General features: G+C 62.9%; 22 protein-coding genes. 1 reads left to right on the top strand and 21 read right to left on the bottom strand.

Features of this window, described 5'->3' with window-relative positions:
• Positions 1-4: 4 nt before the first annotated feature.
• Positions 5-1,810, bottom strand: a complete 1,806-nt coding sequence (lepA, locus tag DM806_RS14580) for a translation elongation factor 4 (protein WP_179043913.1) — start codon at positions 1,808-1,810, stop codon at positions 5-7.
• A gap of 185 nt (positions 1,811-1,995) precedes the next feature.
• On the opposite strand from lepA, the gene DM806_RS14575 reads away from it, so the two are divergent.
• Positions 1,996-2,766: a CsgG/HfaB family protein gene (locus tag DM806_RS14575; protein ID WP_179043912.1), complete on the top strand. Its 771-nt coding sequence runs from the start codon at positions 1,996-1,998 to the stop codon at positions 2,764-2,766.
• Positions 2,767-2,818: 52 nt separating this feature from the next.
• On the opposite strand, the gene DM806_RS14570 is transcribed toward DM806_RS14575, so the two are convergent.
• The 20 genes from DM806_RS14570 to rpsS form a co-directional block, all read right to left on the bottom strand.
• Complete coding sequence (locus DM806_RS14570; RefSeq protein ID WP_179043911.1) at positions 2,819-3,862, bottom strand: acyltransferase family protein; 1,044 nt, start codon at positions 3,860-3,862, stop codon at positions 2,819-2,821.
• Positions 3,863-3,996: 134 nt separating this feature from the next.
• Positions 3,997-4,533 (bottom strand): SRPBCC family protein, encoded by a 537-nt coding sequence (locus DM806_RS14565; protein WP_179043910.1) that lies wholly within the window; start codon positions 4,531-4,533, stop codon positions 3,997-3,999.
• A gap of 33 nt (positions 4,534-4,566) precedes the next feature.
• Positions 4,567-5,223 carry an adenylate kinase gene (locus DM806_RS14560; protein ID WP_179043909.1) on the bottom strand — a complete coding sequence of 219 codons (657 nt, stop codon included), beginning with the start codon at positions 5,221-5,223 and terminating at the stop codon, positions 4,567-4,569.
• 50 nt (positions 5,224-5,273) lie between these two features.
• On the bottom strand, positions 5,274-6,638 hold the full coding sequence (secY, locus tag DM806_RS14555; RefSeq protein WP_179043908.1) for a preprotein translocase subunit SecY: 1,365 nt from the start codon (positions 6,636-6,638) through the stop codon (positions 5,274-5,276).
• Between the two features lie 286 nt (positions 6,639-6,924).
• Positions 6,925-7,461, bottom strand: a complete 537-nt coding sequence (rplO, locus tag DM806_RS14550) for a 50S ribosomal protein L15 (protein ID WP_179043907.1) — start codon at positions 7,459-7,461, stop codon at positions 6,925-6,927.
• Positions 7,462-7,722: 261 nt separating this feature from the next.
• The gene (gene rpmD / locus DM806_RS14545; protein ID WP_046761668.1) at positions 7,723-7,902 is read right to left on the bottom strand and encodes a 50S ribosomal protein L30; all 180 of its coding nucleotides are present in this window, start codon (positions 7,900-7,902) and stop codon (positions 7,723-7,725) included.
• Positions 7,903-7,907: 5 nt separating this feature from the next.
• Positions 7,908-8,624 carry a 30S ribosomal protein S5 gene (gene rpsE, locus DM806_RS14540; protein ID WP_179043906.1) on the bottom strand — a complete coding sequence of 239 codons (717 nt, stop codon included), beginning with the start codon at positions 8,622-8,624 and terminating at the stop codon, positions 7,908-7,910.
• A 2-nt stretch (positions 8,625-8,626) separates the two neighbouring features.
• A complete protein-coding gene (gene rplR / locus DM806_RS14535; RefSeq protein ID WP_179043905.1) occupies positions 8,627-8,992 on the bottom strand; it encodes a 50S ribosomal protein L18 in 366 nt (121 codons plus the stop codon).
• A 1-nt stretch (position 8,993) separates the two neighbouring features.
• Complete coding sequence (gene rplF, locus DM806_RS14530) at positions 8,994-9,527, bottom strand: 50S ribosomal protein L6 (RefSeq protein WP_179043904.1); 534 nt, start codon at positions 9,525-9,527, stop codon at positions 8,994-8,996.
• Entirely contained in the window at positions 9,527-9,922 is a 396-nt protein-coding gene (gene rpsH / locus DM806_RS14525) for a 30S ribosomal protein S8 (RefSeq protein ID WP_179043903.1), read from the bottom strand. The genes rplF and rpsH overlap by 1 nt, the downstream gene beginning before the upstream one ends.
• Before the next feature lie 12 nt (positions 9,923-9,934).
• The gene (gene rpsN / locus DM806_RS14520; protein ID WP_007707881.1) at positions 9,935-10,240 is read right to left on the bottom strand and encodes a 30S ribosomal protein S14; all 306 of its coding nucleotides are present in this window, start codon (positions 10,238-10,240) and stop codon (positions 9,935-9,937) included.
• 51 nt (positions 10,241-10,291) lie between these two features.
• Positions 10,292-10,864, bottom strand: coding sequence for a 50S ribosomal protein L5 (gene rplE / locus DM806_RS14515; RefSeq protein ID WP_179043902.1), 573 nt, complete (start codon positions 10,862-10,864; stop codon positions 10,292-10,294).
• On the bottom strand, positions 10,864-11,175 hold the full coding sequence (gene rplX, locus DM806_RS14510) for a 50S ribosomal protein L24 (protein WP_179043901.1): 312 nt from the start codon (positions 11,173-11,175) through the stop codon (positions 10,864-10,866). The genes rplE and rplX overlap by 1 nt, the downstream gene beginning before the upstream one ends.
• Positions 11,175-11,543, bottom strand: coding sequence for a 50S ribosomal protein L14 (rplN, locus tag DM806_RS14505; RefSeq protein WP_007686569.1), 369 nt, complete (start codon positions 11,541-11,543; stop codon positions 11,175-11,177). Before rplN ends, rplX begins: the two co-directional genes overlap by 1 nt.
• Positions 11,544-11,719: 176 nt before the next feature.
• Positions 11,720-11,983, bottom strand: coding sequence for a 30S ribosomal protein S17 (gene rpsQ / locus DM806_RS14500; protein WP_009820639.1), 264 nt, complete (start codon positions 11,981-11,983; stop codon positions 11,720-11,722).
• A 12-nt stretch (positions 11,984-11,995) separates the two neighbouring features.
• Entirely contained in the window at positions 11,996-12,199 is a 204-nt protein-coding gene (rpmC, locus tag DM806_RS14495) for a 50S ribosomal protein L29 (RefSeq protein ID WP_066700948.1), read from the bottom strand.
• A 3-nt stretch (positions 12,200-12,202) separates the two neighbouring features.
• On the bottom strand, positions 12,203-12,634 hold the full coding sequence (gene rplP / locus DM806_RS14490; protein ID WP_179043900.1) for a 50S ribosomal protein L16: 432 nt from the start codon (positions 12,632-12,634) through the stop codon (positions 12,203-12,205).
• Between the two features lie 21 nt (positions 12,635-12,655).
• Complete coding sequence (rpsC, locus tag DM806_RS14485; RefSeq protein WP_150291164.1) at positions 12,656-13,351, bottom strand: 30S ribosomal protein S3; 696 nt, start codon at positions 13,349-13,351, stop codon at positions 12,656-12,658.
• Positions 13,352-13,355: 4 nt separating this feature from the next.
• Positions 13,356-13,742 (bottom strand): 50S ribosomal protein L22, encoded by a 387-nt coding sequence (gene rplV / locus DM806_RS14480; protein ID WP_004208717.1) that lies wholly within the window; start codon positions 13,740-13,742, stop codon positions 13,356-13,358.
• Entirely contained in the window at positions 13,742-14,020 is a 279-nt protein-coding gene (gene rpsS, locus DM806_RS14475) for a 30S ribosomal protein S19 (protein ID WP_066859638.1), read from the bottom strand. The genes rplV and rpsS overlap by 1 nt, the downstream gene beginning before the upstream one ends.

Below are 14,020 nucleotides of genomic sequence, written 5' to 3'. Positions count from 1 at the left end.
AGTCTCAGCTCTCGTCGCCCATGCGCAGCGCGGCGATGAAGGCTTCCTGAGGAATCTGGACGCTGCCATATTCGCGCATCCGCTTCTTGCCCTCTTTCTGCTTCTCCAGCAGCTTCTTCTTGCGGGTGATGTCGCCGCCATAGCATTTCGCCGTGACGTCCTTGCGCATCGCCGCGATCGTCTCGCGTGCGATCACCTTGCCGCCGATCGCCGCCTGGATCGGGATCTTGAACAGGTGGCGGGGGATCAGATCCTTCAACCGTTCGCACATGTGCCGCCCGCGTGCCTCGGCGGCGCTGCGGTGGACGATCATGCTCAGGGCATCCACCGGCTCATTGTTGACGAGGATGCTCATCTTCACGAGGTCGCCCTCGCGCGTGCCGATCTGGTGATAGTCGAAGCTGGCATAGCCGCGGCTGATCGACTTCAACCGATCGTAGAAGTCGAACACGACTTCGTTGAGCGGCAGTTCGTATGTCACCTGCGCGCGGCCGCCGACATAGGTCAAATTCTTCTGGATGCCGCGCCGATCCTGGCAGAGCTTCAGAATCGAGCCCAGATATTCGTCGGGGCAGTAAATCACCGCCTCGATCCACGGCTCCTCGATCATCTCGATATGATTGGGATCGGGCATGTCGGCCGGGTTGTGAAGATGCTTCACGGTCCCGTCCTTCATCTGCATCTCATAAACCACCGACGGCGCGGTGGTGATGAGGTCCAGATCATATTCGCGGCTCAGCCGTTCCTGGATGATCTCCAGATGGAGCAGCCCCAGGAAGCCGCAGCGGAAGCCGAAGCCCAGCGCCGCCGAGGTTTCCATCTCGAACGAGAAGCTGGCGTCATTGAGGCGCAGCTTGCTGATCGATTCGCGCAGCTTCTCGAAATCATTGGCATCGACCGGAAACAGGCCGCAGAACACCACCGGCTGCACTTCCTTGAAGCCGGGCAGCGGCTTGGTCGCGCCATTCTTGACCGTGGTGATCGTGTCGCCGACGCGGGTCTGGGCGATTTCCTTGATCTGCGCGGTGATGAAGCCGATCTCGCCGGCGGCCAGTTCGGGCAGCGCCTCGATCTTGGGCCGCATGCAGCCGACGCGGTCGATCAGATGTTCGGTGCCGCCGATCATGAACTTGATCGCCTGCCCCTTCTTGATGACGCCATTGATGACGCGGACGAGGATGACGACGCCCAGATAGGGATCATACCAGCTGTCGACCAGCATCGCCTCCAGCGGCGCGTTCCGATCGCCCTTGGGCGGCGGGATCTTGGTGACGATGGCTTCAAGGATGTCGTCGATGCCGATGCCCGACTTGGCGCTGGCCAGCACCGCTTCCGACGCATCGAGGCCGATCACTTCCTCGATCTCGGCGCGGACCTTTTCCGGCTCGGCGGCGGGCAGGTCGATCTTGTTCAGCACCGGCACGATCTCATGATCATGCTCGATCGACTGATAGACGTTCGCCAGCGTCTGCGCTTCCACGCCCTGCGCGGCGTCCACGACCAGCAACGCGCCCTCGCACGCGGCCAGGCTGCGCGACACTTCATAGGCGAAGTCGACATGGCCCGGCGTGTCCATCAGGTTCAGCTCATAGGTCTGGCCGTTCTTCGCGACATAGTCGAGGCGCACGGTCTGCGCCTTGATCGTGATCCCGCGCTCCTTCTCGATGTCCATATTGTCGAGAACCTGCGCACTCATCTCGCGGTCGGTGAGGCCCCCGGTGCGCTGGATCAGTCGGTCGGCGAGGGTCGACTTGCCATGGTCGATATGGGCAATGATCGAGAAATTGCGGATGTGGCTGAGATCGGTCATGGGCAGCGCCGATAGCAGCGATTTCATGCGCTGTCAGCAGGATCACGCGGTCGGCGTCGATCCATGACAAGCCCCGTCATATCCCGCCTCTCGCTTGGAAGCGGGGAACCGCTATGCTAGAATGTTGCCAAAATATTCGGGGCGCACGAAATTTTCCAGATCAAGCAAAGAACGGGGTTCTTGAAATGCGTGTATTGAAGACGCTGGCTGCCTCCACGGTCTGCCTTGCACTCGCCATGTCGCCTGCCCTCGCGGCCGACAAGGGTTCCTCGGGCCGCCAGGCCCAGGCCAAGAAGCAGATGGAAATTCCCCGCTGCACCAAGCGGCTCGGCACCGTCGCCATCGTCGAACCCGACAATCAGTGGTGGCGCGAACTGAATCTGGGCAGCCCCGAAGCGATCATCAAGCTGTTCGTCCAGCAGTCCGGCTGCTTCGGCATCGTCAACCGTGGCCGCTCGATGGCCAGCCGCAACATGGAACGCGCCATGGCCGATTCGGGCGAATTGCAGGCCGGATCGAACCTGGGCAAGGGTCAGGTGAAGGCGGCGGACTATTTCATCCAGCCCGACATCGTCACCACCAACAAGAACAGCGGCGGCAACGCGCTGGGCGGGCTGGTCGGCGGCTTCCTGGGCGGACGCACCCTCGGCGCGCTCGCCGGCGGCATCTCGATCAAGAAGAGCGAGGCCAATGTCATGCTGTCGGTGGTCAACGCCCGCACCACCGAGGAAGAGGTGATGGCGGAAGGCTATTTCCGCAAGTCTGACCTCAGCTTTGGCGGCGGTGGCGGCTTGGGCTGGATGGGCGGCCTCGCCGCTGTCGGCGGCGGCGGCTACCAGAATACCGATATCGGCCAGGTCATCGTGCTCGCCTATCTCGACGCCTATACCAAGATGGTGACGCAGATGGGCGGCCTGCCAGCCAACGCGGCCGCGGCGGCCCCGGTCGCACAATAAGCTGAAGTCCAAGAAATGCGGAGGGCGCGGTCGGAAACGGCCGCGCCCTTCTTCATGTCTGGCTGGGCGCCGCTTCGGGCACGGGCCGTCGCGCCTCGCGCCGACGCTTCCACCAGGCAAGGATGGCCTCCCCTGCCGGCCGTTCGACCAGGCGGTTGATTGCGGTCCCCAGCAGCAGCGCAACGAGGAAGGCTGCGGCAAAACCGATCCAGGGACTGTAGCCGGCCTTGGCGCATTCCAGCATGATGACGAAGCCGACATGCTGGTGGATCAGATAGAAGGAATAGCTGATACCGCCCAGCCAGATGAGCGGACGCACGGCGAGAAAGCGCAGATGGCCGTGGATCAGGGCCACAAAAGCCACCAACAGGACGCAGCCCATGACGGCCACGTCCCATGTCTCGATCGTCGCGATCGACAGCAGGGCAAGCGCCGCATAGGGCGCCTGCTGCCGCAATGTCCGCTGCCCGCGCCACACGCGATAGGCCAGCATGCCAATGACGAAGAAGGGCGTGTAGCGCAGCACCAGCAGCATGATGATCCGCTCGGGCATGTCGGGCCACAGCCAGTAAAGCCAGCGGACAAACAGCCAGGCCCCCAGAACGGGTTCCAGCCGTCGGACTCCGGCGAATTTCCAGATCGCGATCATGCAGAAATAGAAAGCGATCTCCACCGTCAGCGTCCAGTAGGCGCCGTCCACTTCCGGCAGGAAGGCGAAGCCCTGCAGCATGGTGAAGTTGGCGAGGATCGCCACCGGCCCGATCAGCAACTGCGTCGCCTGCGCGAGATATTCGATCGAGAGGGTGAGCAGCATCGCCACCAGATAGGCTGGATAGAGCCGCGCGAAGCGGTTCACCACGAAATCGGCGACCGTCCCGATGCGATCCAGGGTGAAGAAGATCGCGAAGCCGGAAATGGTGAAGAACAGCAGCACGCGATAATTGCCGCCGGGAAAGCTGAACGGCACATGCGCCGCCTGCGGGAACAGTTCATGGAAGCGCGTGGAATAATGGAAGATCAGCACGCACAGGGCGCCAATGCCGCGCAAGGCGTCCAATTCCGTCAGGCGGCCCCGAGCGCGCGGCGTTCCAGTCATAGGCCTTCATAGCAACAGCGCAGCAACGAATCTGGTAGGAACATGGTTAACGGCGGCACGGAAATCCGCCAACTTTGCTGTTTCCTTGCCAGATTGAGACAATATGCGGCCGCCGATACGGATCGGACGGGGACTCAGCGGGGCGATTCGGCCGCCCGCTTCAGCCCGGCAAGCTGTTCCCCCAGCACCTGGTCGACCATCGGCGCCAGCGCCGCCGGCCCGGCGCGCAGATAGCCGCCGACGACATAGGTCATCACGACCTTTACCCCCTTCCCCGACGGCGCGATCGTGAAGTCGAGCGCCCCGGTCGCGCCTTCAGCCTGTAGCGGTCCCAGTGCTGCCGATAGCCGCAATTGCCGACCCGGAACCGCATAGATGACCCGTCCATGCTCTATCGCCCCCGGCACGCCCGCCTTGGACGGGATCGTCTCGCAGAAACAGCCCCCCGCGCGGGCGTCGATCGTCATATTGGCCGAATCGCCGCTATAGCTGTGGGCGTCGCTCCACCAGCGGCCCGGCTCGGCCAGCAAGGCATAGACCGCGTCCCCGCTCGCGGCGATCTCGACACTGCTCTCGATCGCAAAGCCCTGTTCGCTCGTACCCGTAACAGCGCAATGGGCCGGCGCGGCCATCGCCGCACCAGCCCATGCCAGTAACCCGAAAATCCGCATATCCGCCTCCCCTCTTCCAGGAGACAGATTAGCTCAGGCCGCGCCGCCGTCCAAGATGGCGGCGATGGCGACGGTCACATCGTCCATGCCCGCCATGCCGTCGACCCGCGACACGATGCCGCGCGCCTCATAGATCGGCAGAATCGGCGCGGTCTTGGCGCGATATTCGGCCATGCGGGTGCGCACCGTTTCCTCATTGTCGTCGGGACGGCGCTTGAACTCATGCCCGTGGCACTTGTCGCACTCACCCTCGACCTTGGGCTGCTTGAAGCTGTCATGATAGCCAGCGCCGCAATTCGCGCAGGTGAAGCGACCCGTGATGCGCTCGACCAGCGCGTCCTCATTCACGTCCAGTTCGATCACATGATCGAGCGTGCGGCTGCGGTCCGACAGGATGGTATCGAGCGAATGGGCCTGCGCCTCGGTGCGCGGGTAGCCGTCGAAGATCACCCCGGTTTCCGGCGCCAGCGCATCCAGCGCCTCGCCGATGATGCCCGACACGACTTCATCGGGCACCAGCGCACCGGATTCCATCAGCGCCTTGGCCTGGAGGCCCACCGGCGTCCCGGCCTTTACCGCCGCGCGGAGCATGTCCCCCGTCGACAGCTGCACCATGCCTCGGCTGTCGACCAGCCGGGTTGCCTGGGTTCCCTTACCGGCGCCCGGAGGGCCAAGCAGAATGATATTCATGATGCGCACACTCCCCTTAGTCTTGCGCTTTTATCGCATGCCTGCGCCCCTCAGCGCAGGCGTCCCTTCAGCTTCGCCTTCTTGATCAGATCGCCATATTGATGGGCGAGCAGATGGCTCTGAATCTGGGTCACGGTATCGACCGTAACATTGACGACGATCAGCAGGCTAGTCCCACCAAGGTAGAAGGGGATGCCCGCCCGTGCGATCGCGAATTCCGGCACCAGGCAGATGAAGGCCAGATAGGCCGCGCCGATGACGGTGATGCGCGTCAGCACATAGTCGAGATAATTTTCGGTATTCTTGCCCGGACGGATGCCGGGGATGAACCCGCCATTGCGCTTCAGATTGTCGGCCGTCTCTTCCGGATTGAACACCACGGCGGTGTAGAAGAAGCAGAAGAAGACGATGCCCAGGCCATAAAGCGCCATGTAGACCGGGCTGCCGTGCGACAGATACTGGTTGAGCGACAGGACGAAATCGCCCCACTTGCTCTCACCCGCGACCGTCTGCCCGGCGAACTGCGAGATGGTGAGCGGCATCAGCAGCAGCGACGACGCGAAGATCGGCGGAATGACGCCGGCGGTGTTGACCTTGAGCGGCAGGTGGCTGCGGTCGGCCTGCATCAGGCCCTGGCGCGTCTGGCGCTTGGGATATTGGATCAGCACGCGGCGCTGGGCACGCTCCATGAAGCAGATCAGCGCGATCAGGCCGAAGGCCAGAATGATGATCAGCATGATCAACAAGCCGGAGATCGAGCCTTCGCGGCCCGACTTGAACAGGTTGCTGAGCGTGACCGGCAACTGTGCGACGATGCCCGCCATGATGATAAGCGACACGCCGTTGCCGATGCCGCGCGAGGTGATCTGTTCACCCAGCCACATCAGGAACATGGTGCCGCCGATCAGCGAGACGACGGCGGTCAGGCGGAACAGCAGGCCAGGTTCGATCACGGCGGCAACGCCCGACTGGGCGCCGAAGCTTTCAAGACCGACGGCGATGAAATAGCCCTGCACCGCGGTCAGGCCGACCGTGCCGTAGCGGGTATACTGGTTCAGCTTCTTGCGGCCGCTTTCGCCTTCCTTCTTGATCGCCGCCAGTTGGGGCGAGAGGGAGGCGCCGAGCTGCACCACGATCGACGCGGTGATATAGGGCATGACGCCGAGCGCGATCAGGCTCATGCGCGACAGCGAACCACCCGAGAAGGTGTTGAAGATGTCGAGGATGCCGCCATTGGTCTGGCTGTAGAGCTGCGACAGCGCGGTCGGATCGACGCCCGGCAGCGGCACGAAGCTCAGGAAGCGGAAGACGATCAGCGCGCCGAGCGTGAACCACAGGCGCTTCTTGAGGTCGGTCGCCTGGCTGAATTTCGCGAGGCTGAGATTGGATGCGAGCTGGTCGGCTCTCGATGCCATGGTGGCTGCCCTTCAAATCACTCTTGCCCGAATGCGATACGGGCCGGAATCGGAATCCCCTTAACGGGGACATGGGGCGCTGTCGAACCGGGAATCATCGTCCGGGTTTCATCCTGACCTATTTCGTCAGATCGAAGCCCGGTTTTCTCTGCGCGATTTCCGCGGCGGGCGCTATGCCATCCCCCCGAAAACGCGCAAAGCGACGAACAGCGTCCCCCGATGCACAAGACCCCGCCGACCCATATCGGGCAGCGGGGTCATGCTTGCAAGACTGGGAAAGCCGAAATCAGGCCTTCGCTGCGGCCTTCTTGGCGGCAAGGGCGGTGCCCTTCTTCGCCTTGGCCTTCTCGGCAGCCGGAACGACTTCGATCACGTCGACCTTGCCACCGGCCTTTTCGACCGCTTCGACAGCGCTCTTCGAGGCGCCAGCAACCAGGAAGCTGACCTTCGCGGTCAGTTCGCCCTTGGCGAGCAGACGGACGCCGTCCTTACCACCGCGCGTCAGGTTGGCGGCGTTCAGCGCAGCCTGGTCGACAGTCGCGTTGGCGTCCAGCTTGCCGCTGTCGATCGCCTTCTGCACTTCACCCAGGTTCACGATCGCGTAATCCTTGGCGAAGATGTTGTTGAAGCCGCGCTTCGGGATGCGCATGTGGAGCGGCATCTGGCCACCCTCGAAGCCGTTGATGCTGACGCCCGAACGCGCCTTCGCACCCTTCTGGCCGCGACCGGCGGTCTTGCCCTTGCCCGAGCCGATACCACGGCCGACGCGCATGCGGCCCTTGCGGGCGCCGGCATTGTCATTGAGTTCGTTAAGCTTGGTCATAATGCACTCGCTTTCGCTTTTGTCGCGCGGAGGTTCGATCCTCACGGATCGAACCGGAGCCCCAGCGAAGGCTGGGGCCGGGTTGAACCGGATGCTTCCTTGCGGAAATCATCCTGCCGGGGGTCTCCTCGAAAGGACTGCCATCCGGCATGCGATCCCAGACTCCGCTGGGATTTTCAGAAGCGCGCGCATAGCGCGCCTCTGAAAAAAACGAAAGAGGGGTTTCCCCCTCTCTCGCTTCATATCGATGGATCGAAGGACTCAGCCTTCGACCACGGCCACCATGTGTGGCAGCTTGGCGATGGCGCCGCGGACTTCCGCAGTGTCTTCCAGCTCCACCACGCGGTTCATCTTGCCAAGGCCGAGGCCGATCAGAATCTTCTTCTGGGCTTCGGGGCGACGGATCGGCGAACCGATCTGCTTGATCTTGATTTTCGCCATGTCGCTTACTCCACAATCGCTTCGGCGTCAGCCGCAGCGACTTCGACCGAGGCGCCACCGCGACGCAGAAGGTCGGCGACCTTCTTACCACGACGCTGCGCCACCGACTTGGGGCTGGTCTGTTCGCCCAGCGCCGCGAAGGTCGCACGGATCATGTTATAGGGGTTCGACGTGCCGTTCGACTTGGTCACGACGTCAGCGACGCCGAGGCTTTCGAACACGGCGCGCATCGGACCACCGGCGATGATGCCCGTACCGGCCGGAGCCGAACGAACAGTCACCTTGCCGGCGCCGAAGTGGCCGAGCCCGTCATGATGCAGGGTGCGGCCTTCCTTCAGCGGGACGCGAACCATTGCCTTCTTGGCAGCGGCCGTCGCCTTGCTGATGGCTTCGGGCACTTCGCGCGCCTTGCCATGGCCGAAGCCCGCACGGCCCTTGCCGTCGCCGACGACGACGAGAGCAGCGAAACCGAAGCGCTTACCGCCCTTGACGGTCTTCGAGACGCGGTTGATGTGAACCAGCTTCTCGATCAGCTCCTCGCCCTGCTCCTCGTCGCGGTTGCCGCGACGATCGTCGCGACGGCCACGGCCACCGCGATCGCCACGGTTGCGATCGCCGCCGCCGCGGTTGCCACGGCCACGGCCGGGACCACGACCTTCGGTCGGTGCCGCCTCGGCGCCCTCGACGGGCGCGACGACTTCGTTGGTGTTTTCGTCAGCCATGATCAGAACTCCAGCCCGCCTTCACGGGCGGCATCGGCCAGCGCCTTGACGCGGCCATGGAACAGGAAGCCACCACGGTCGAACACGACCCGGGTGACGCCGGCGGCGGTCGCCGCAGCGGCGACGCGCTTGCCGACATCGGCAGCGGCTTCGGCGCTGGCGCCAGTCTTGCCCAGCGCCTTCGAACCGGTATCCTTGTCCAGGGTCGAAGCCGACGCGACGGTCTTGCCGGCGACGTCGTCAATGACCTGGGCGTAGATGTGACGACCCGAACGATGGACGCTGAGGCGGGGCTTGTGGCCCGCGACGGCCTTGAGCGCGGTGCGGACGCGGCGACGACGCCGCGCGAAGAGGGAAAGCTTAGCCATCTTACTTCTTCTTCCCTTCCTTGCGGAAGATGAACTCGCCGGCGTACTTGATACCCTTGCCCTTATAGGGTTCGGGCTTGCGCCAGCGGCGGATCTCGGCGGCAACCTGACCCACCTTCTGCTTGTCGATGCCGGTGATCTCGACCGTGGTGTTATCCGGGGTCTTGATCTCGATGCCTTCCGGAATCTCGAAATCGACGTCGTGCGAATAACCGAGCTGCAGCTTCAGGGTCTTGCCCTGCGAGTTGGCGCGGTAGCCGACACCGGTGATGAGCAGCTTCTTCGAGAAGCCCTCGGTCACGCCGGTGATCAGGTTGGCGATCAGGGTGCGCTGCATGCCCCAGAAAGCGCGGGCGCGCTTGCTGTCATTGGCAGGCTTCACCGCGATCACGCCGTCTTCGACGCTGTAGGTGACTTCGTCAGCCAGCGGCAGCGACAGGGTGCCCTTAGGCCCCTTCACCGACAGCTGACCGTCGGCGATGGCAGCGGTGACGCCCGCGGGGACGGCAACCGGCTTTTTACCAGTACGGCTCATCAGAACACCTCCGCCAGCACTTCGCCGCCGACATTCTGTTCACGCGCTTCGGCGTCGGACAGAACGCCGCGAGGCGTCGAGACAATGGTGATGCCGAGGCCATTGCGGATCACCGGCAGTTCCTTGGAACCCGAATAGACGCGGCGGCCAGGCTTGGACACGCGGGCGACATGCTTGATCGCCGGCTGGCCCTCGAAATATTTCAGCTCGATGCGCAGGCCGGGATGCTTGCCGAGGGTCTCTTCCGAATAACCACGGATATAGCCTTCGCGCTGCAGCACGTCGAGCACGCGGGCACGCAGCTTCGACGCGGGGGACACAACGCTGTCCTTCTTCGCCTGCTGCCCGTTGCGGATGCGGGTGAGCATATCACCCAGGGGATCGGTCAATGCCATCTCAAATGATCCTTACCAGCTCGACTTGGTGACGCCGGGGATCAGGCCCTTGTTGGCCAGATCACGCAGCTGCACGCGGCAGAGGCGGAATTTGCGGTAGTAAGCGCGGGGACGCCCCGTCAGTTCGCAGCGATTCCGAACGCGGGTCGGATTGCCGTTGCGGGGGATCTCCGCCATCTTCAGACGCGCGATCAGACGATCGCTGTCGTCGGCCGCGGTATCATTCGCGATCGCCTTGAGCTTCGCATAGCGGCCGGCATATTTCTTCACCAGCTTCTTGCGGCGCTCGTTCTTGTTGATCGAACTCAGTTTCGCCATGACTTAAGTTCTCTTCCTTAGCTTAAGCGTTTGGGAGAGAAGCGGGGCCTATCAGGCCGCCTGCTTCTCTTCGAGCGGGAAGGGGAAGCCGAAGAGGCGCAGCAGTTCGCGCGCTTCATCGTCCGTCTTCGCCGTGGTGGTCACGATGATGTCCATGCCACGCACCTTGTCGATCTTGTCGTAGCTGATTTCCGGGAAGATCAGCTGTTCCTTGATGCCAAAGGCGTAGTTGCCACGACCATCGAAGCTCTTGGGGTTCAGACCACGAAAGTCGCGAACGCGCGGCAGAGCGATGTTGATCAGGCGGTCCAGGAATTCATACATGCGCTCGCGGCGCAGCGTGACCTTGGCGCCGATCGGCATGCCTTCACGCAGCTTGAACTGCGCGATCGACTTGCGAGCCTTGGTGATGACCGGCTTCTGACCGGCAATCAGCTCCATTTCCTCGGCGGCCTGCGTGACCTTCTTCTTGTCCTGGGTCGCTTCGCCCACGCCCATGTTGAGCACGATCTTTTCGATCTTGGGGACTTCCATGACGTTCTTGTAACCGAACTTCTCGGTCATCGCCTTGGCGATTTCGGCGTCGTAGATCGCCTTCGAGCGCGGGATATACTTCTCGCTCATTACAGCACCTCACCGGACTTGACGGCGACACGGACCTTCTTGCCGTCGCGGTCCTCGAAACGGACGCGGGTCGGCTTGCCATCCTTGTCGGCGACAGCGACGTTCGAAATGTGCAGCGGCGCAGGCTTGCGATCGATGCCACCCTGCGGGTTGGCCTGATCGGGCTTGCGGTGACGCGCATGCACGTTGATGCCTTCGACGAGGACGCGGTCCTCCTTGGGCAGGACCTGGAGAACAGCGCCGGTACGGCCCTTGTCCTTGCCGGCCAGGACGACGATCTTGTCGCCCTTCTTGATCTTGGCAGCGCTCATTACAGCACCTCAGGCGCAAGCGAGATGATCTTCATGTGCTTCTTGGCGCGCAGTTCGCGAACGACGGGGCCAAAGATACGGGTGCCGATCGGCTCCTCGTTCTTGTTGATGAGCACAGCGGCATTGCCGTCGAAGCGAATCACGCTGCCATCAGCGCGACGCACGTCCTTGGCGGTGCGCACGATGACGGCGCGATGCACGTCACCCTTCTTCACCTTGCCACGAGGCGCAGCTTCCTTGATCGAGACGACGATGATGTCGCCTACGCTCGCGAAGCGACGCTTCGAGCCGCCCAGCACCTTGATGCACTGGACGCGCTTGGCGCCGCTGTTGTCAGCGACGTCAAGATTGGATTGCATCTGGATCATGGATCCGGTTCCTTCTTATTTGGCCTACCGGGACAATTCCCGGCGGTTCCGAATTTCGTGCATAGAGACTCGAACCGAGCCTTTGACTCTACGCGAAGCGCGGGCCTGTACCCTTTCCCGGAGGAAAAGGCCAGCCCCGCGCCGCGATTTTAATTCAAAGGCTCAAAGAGCCTCCCTCAGGCCGCCGTCTCCGGCGACTTGTGGGTGTCCACGCGCTCGATGACCTTCCAGGTCTTGAGCTTGGAAATCGGAGCGGTCTCTTCGATGCGGACCGTTTCGCCTTCCTTGTAGACATTACCCTCGTCATGGGCATGGTACTTCTTCGACAGACGGATGATCTTGCCGTAGAGCGCATGCTTTACCTTGCGCTCCACCCGAACCACCACCGTCTTGTCGGTCTTGTCGGAAACCACCGTTCCCGTCAGCACGCGCTTGGGCATCGTGTGTTTCCTTTACTTCGCGGCCGAGCGCGAACGCTCGGTCTGCAGGGTCTTGATCTGCGCGATCGACCGACGGACTTCACGCACGCGGCTGGGCTTTTCCAGCTGGTTGGTGGCCGCCTGGAAACGCAGGTTGAACTGCTCGCGCTTCAGGTTGTTGAGTTCGGTCGACAGTTCGTCGTCCGTCTTGGTCTTGAGGTCTGCGACGTTCGCCACGGCTTAACCCTCCAGGTGCGAGGTGTCGCCGAGGCGGGCAACGACCTTCGTCTTGATGGGCAGCTTCATCGCGGCGCGCGAGAAGGCCTCTGCTGCGAGCGGACCGGGCACGCCGTCCAGTTCGAACAGGATGCGGCCCGGCTTGACGCGAGCAGCCCAATATTCGACCGAACCCTTGCCCTTGCCCTGACGGACTTCGGCAGGCTTCTTCGAAACCGGCACGTCGGGGAACACGCGGATCCACAGACGGCCCTGACGGCGAATGTGGCGGGTGATCGCGCGGCGAGCCGCTTCGATCTGACGTGCAGTGACGCGCTCAGGTTCCAGAGCCTTCAGACCGTAAGAGCCAAAGTTCAGAGCCGAACCGCCCTTGGCGTCGCCCTTGATCCGGCCCTTGAAGGTCTTGCGGAACTTCATTTTCTTCGGTTGCAGCATGACGCTATTACCTTCTTATCTTCAGCGCGCCGGGCGCACGCCGGAGGTCTGAGCCTCCAGCATCAGCCGGTCGGTGGCCATCGGATCGTGACCAAGGATTTCGCCCTTGAAGATCCAGACCTTGATACCGCACACGCCGTAAGCGGTGTGTGCCGTGGCTTCGGCATAGTCGACGTTCGCACGCAGCGTGTGCAGCGGAACGCGGCCTTCGCGATACCATTCGACGCGCGCGATCTCCGCGCCGCCCAGACGGCCGCCGCAGGTGATCTTGATGCCTTCGGCGCCCAGACGGAGAGCCGACTGCACCGCACGCTTCATGGCGCGACGGAAAGCAACGCGGCGTTCCAGCTGATCGGCGATACCCTGCGCGACGAGCTTGGAGTCGACTTCCGGCTTGCGGATTTCGACGATGTTCAGGCTGACGTCCGAAGAGGTCAGGCTGCCCAGCTTCTTGCGCAGCTTCTCGATGTCCGCGCCCTTCTTGCCGATGATCACACCGGGACGGGCGGCATAGATCGATACGCGGCACAGCTTGGCCGGACGCTCGATCACGACCTTGGAGATCGCGGCCTGCGGCAGGTTCTTCATGATGAACTGGCGGATCTTGAGATCCTCCAGCAGCAGGCGACCATAGTCGGCGCCTTCGGCGAACCAGCGGCTGTCCCAGGTACGGTTGATCTGGAGACGCAGACCGATCGGATTGCTCTTGTGACCCATGTGCTTACGCCTCCGCTTCTTCGCCAGCTTCACGCACGACGATGCGCACGCGGCTGAAGGGCTTGAGGATCCGGGTCGACTTGCCGCGGCCGCGAGCGTGGAAGCGCTTCAGGGTGAAGCTCTTGCCCACCGATGCTTCCGCGACGACCAGAGCGTCGACGTCCAGATTGTGGTTGTTTTCCGCATTGGCGATGGCCGAAGCCAGCACCTTGCGCACGTCGACCGCCATCGCCTTCTTCGAGAAGGCGAGGATGTTCAGCGCGTCCTCGACCTTGCGGCCGCGGATGAGCGTGGCGACCAGGTTCAGCTTCTGGGCCGAACCACGGATCTGCGTGCCAACGGCCAGCGCCTCATTGTCGGCGACGCGACGGGGAGCCTTTTCCTTGCTCATTAGCGCTTGCCCTTCTTGTCGGCAGCGTGGCCGGGGAAGTAGCGGGTCGGGGCGAATTCGCCCAGCTTGTGACCAACCATTTCCTCGTTCACGAGGACCGGAACATGCTTGCGGCCATTATAGACGTTGAACGTCAGGCCAACGAACTGGGGCAGGATGGTGGAACGACGCGACCAGGTCTTGATCGGACCGGTACGGCCACCGGCGTCCTGCGCCGTTTCCGCCTTCTTCAGAAGGCTGAGGTCCACGAAAGGACCTTTCCAGACGGAACGAGCCAT

Origin of the sequence: Sphingobium lactosutens (genome assembly GCF_013393185.1) — a bacterium.
Lineage (GTDB): Bacteria > Pseudomonadota > Alphaproteobacteria > Sphingomonadales > Sphingomonadaceae > Sphingobium > Sphingobium lactosutens_A.
The sequence above is the reverse complement of the archived record's forward strand: the minus strand, read 5'-3'. Positions and strand labels throughout refer to the sequence as shown.

What these genes read in the sequence shown, in the direction of transcription:
- lepA (WP_179043913.1), bottom strand. Translation starts at nt 1,810, where the DNA reads ATGACCGATCTCAGCCACATCCGCAATTTCTCGATCATTGCCCATATC.
- DM806_RS14575 (WP_179043912.1), top strand. Translation starts at nt 1,996, where the DNA reads ATGCGTGTATTGAAGACGCTGGCTGCCTCCACGGTCTGCCTTGCACTC.
- DM806_RS14570 (WP_179043911.1), bottom strand. Translation starts at nt 3,862, where the DNA reads ATGACTGGAACGCCGCGCGCTCGGGGCCGCCTGACGGAATTGGACGCC.
- DM806_RS14565 (WP_179043910.1), bottom strand. Translation starts at nt 4,533, where the DNA reads ATGCGGATTTTCGGGTTACTGGCATGGGCTGGTGCGGCGATGGCCGCG.
- DM806_RS14560 (WP_179043909.1), bottom strand. Translation starts at nt 5,223, where the DNA reads ATGAATATCATTCTGCTTGGCCCTCCGGGCGCCGGTAAGGGAACCCAG.
- secY (WP_179043908.1), bottom strand. Translation starts at nt 6,638, where the DNA reads ATGGCATCGAGAGCCGACCAGCTCGCATCCAATCTCAGCCTCGCGAAA.
- rplO (WP_179043907.1), bottom strand. Translation starts at nt 7,461, where the DNA reads ATGACCAAGCTTAACGAACTCAATGACAATGCCGGCGCCCGCAAGGGC.
- rpmD (WP_046761668.1), bottom strand. Translation starts at nt 7,902, where the DNA reads ATGGCGAAAATCAAGATCAAGCAGATCGGTTCGCCGATCCGTCGCCCC.
- rpsE (WP_179043906.1), bottom strand. Translation starts at nt 8,624, where the DNA reads ATGGCTGACGAAAACACCAACGAAGTCGTCGCGCCCGTCGAGGGCGCC.
- rplR (WP_179043905.1), bottom strand. Translation starts at nt 8,992, where the DNA reads ATGGCTAAGCTTTCCCTCTTCGCGCGGCGTCGTCGCCGCGTCCGCACC.
- rplF (WP_179043904.1), bottom strand. Translation starts at nt 9,527, where the DNA reads ATGAGCCGTACTGGTAAAAAGCCGGTTGCCGTCCCCGCGGGCGTCACC.
- rpsH (WP_179043903.1), bottom strand. Translation starts at nt 9,922, where the DNA reads ATGGCATTGACCGATCCCCTGGGTGATATGCTCACCCGCATCCGCAAC.
- rpsN (WP_007707881.1), bottom strand. Translation starts at nt 10,240, where the DNA reads ATGGCGAAACTGAGTTCGATCAACAAGAACGAGCGCCGCAAGAAGCTG.
- rplE (WP_179043902.1), bottom strand. Translation starts at nt 10,864, where the DNA reads ATGAGCGAGAAGTATATCCCGCGCTCGAAGGCGATCTACGACGCCGAA.
- rplX (WP_179043901.1), bottom strand. Translation starts at nt 11,175, where the DNA reads ATGAGCGCTGCCAAGATCAAGAAGGGCGACAAGATCGTCGTCCTGGCC.
- rplN (WP_007686569.1), bottom strand. Translation starts at nt 11,543, where the DNA reads ATGATCCAGATGCAATCCAATCTTGACGTCGCTGACAACAGCGGCGCC.
- rpsQ (WP_009820639.1), bottom strand. Translation starts at nt 11,983, where the DNA reads ATGCCCAAGCGCGTGCTGACGGGAACGGTGGTTTCCGACAAGACCGAC.
- rplP (WP_179043900.1), bottom strand. Translation starts at nt 12,634, where the DNA reads ATGCTGCAACCGAAGAAAATGAAGTTCCGCAAGACCTTCAAGGGCCGG.
- rpsC (WP_150291164.1), bottom strand. Translation starts at nt 13,351, where the DNA reads ATGGGTCACAAGAGCAATCCGATCGGTCTGCGTCTCCAGATCAACCGT.
- rplV (WP_004208717.1), bottom strand. Translation starts at nt 13,742, where the DNA reads ATGAGCAAGGAAAAGGCTCCCCGTCGCGTCGCCGACAATGAGGCGCTG.
- rpsS (WP_066859638.1), bottom strand. Translation starts at nt 14,020, where the DNA reads ATGGCTCGTTCCGTCTGGAAAGGTCCTTTCGTGGACCTCAGCCTTCTG.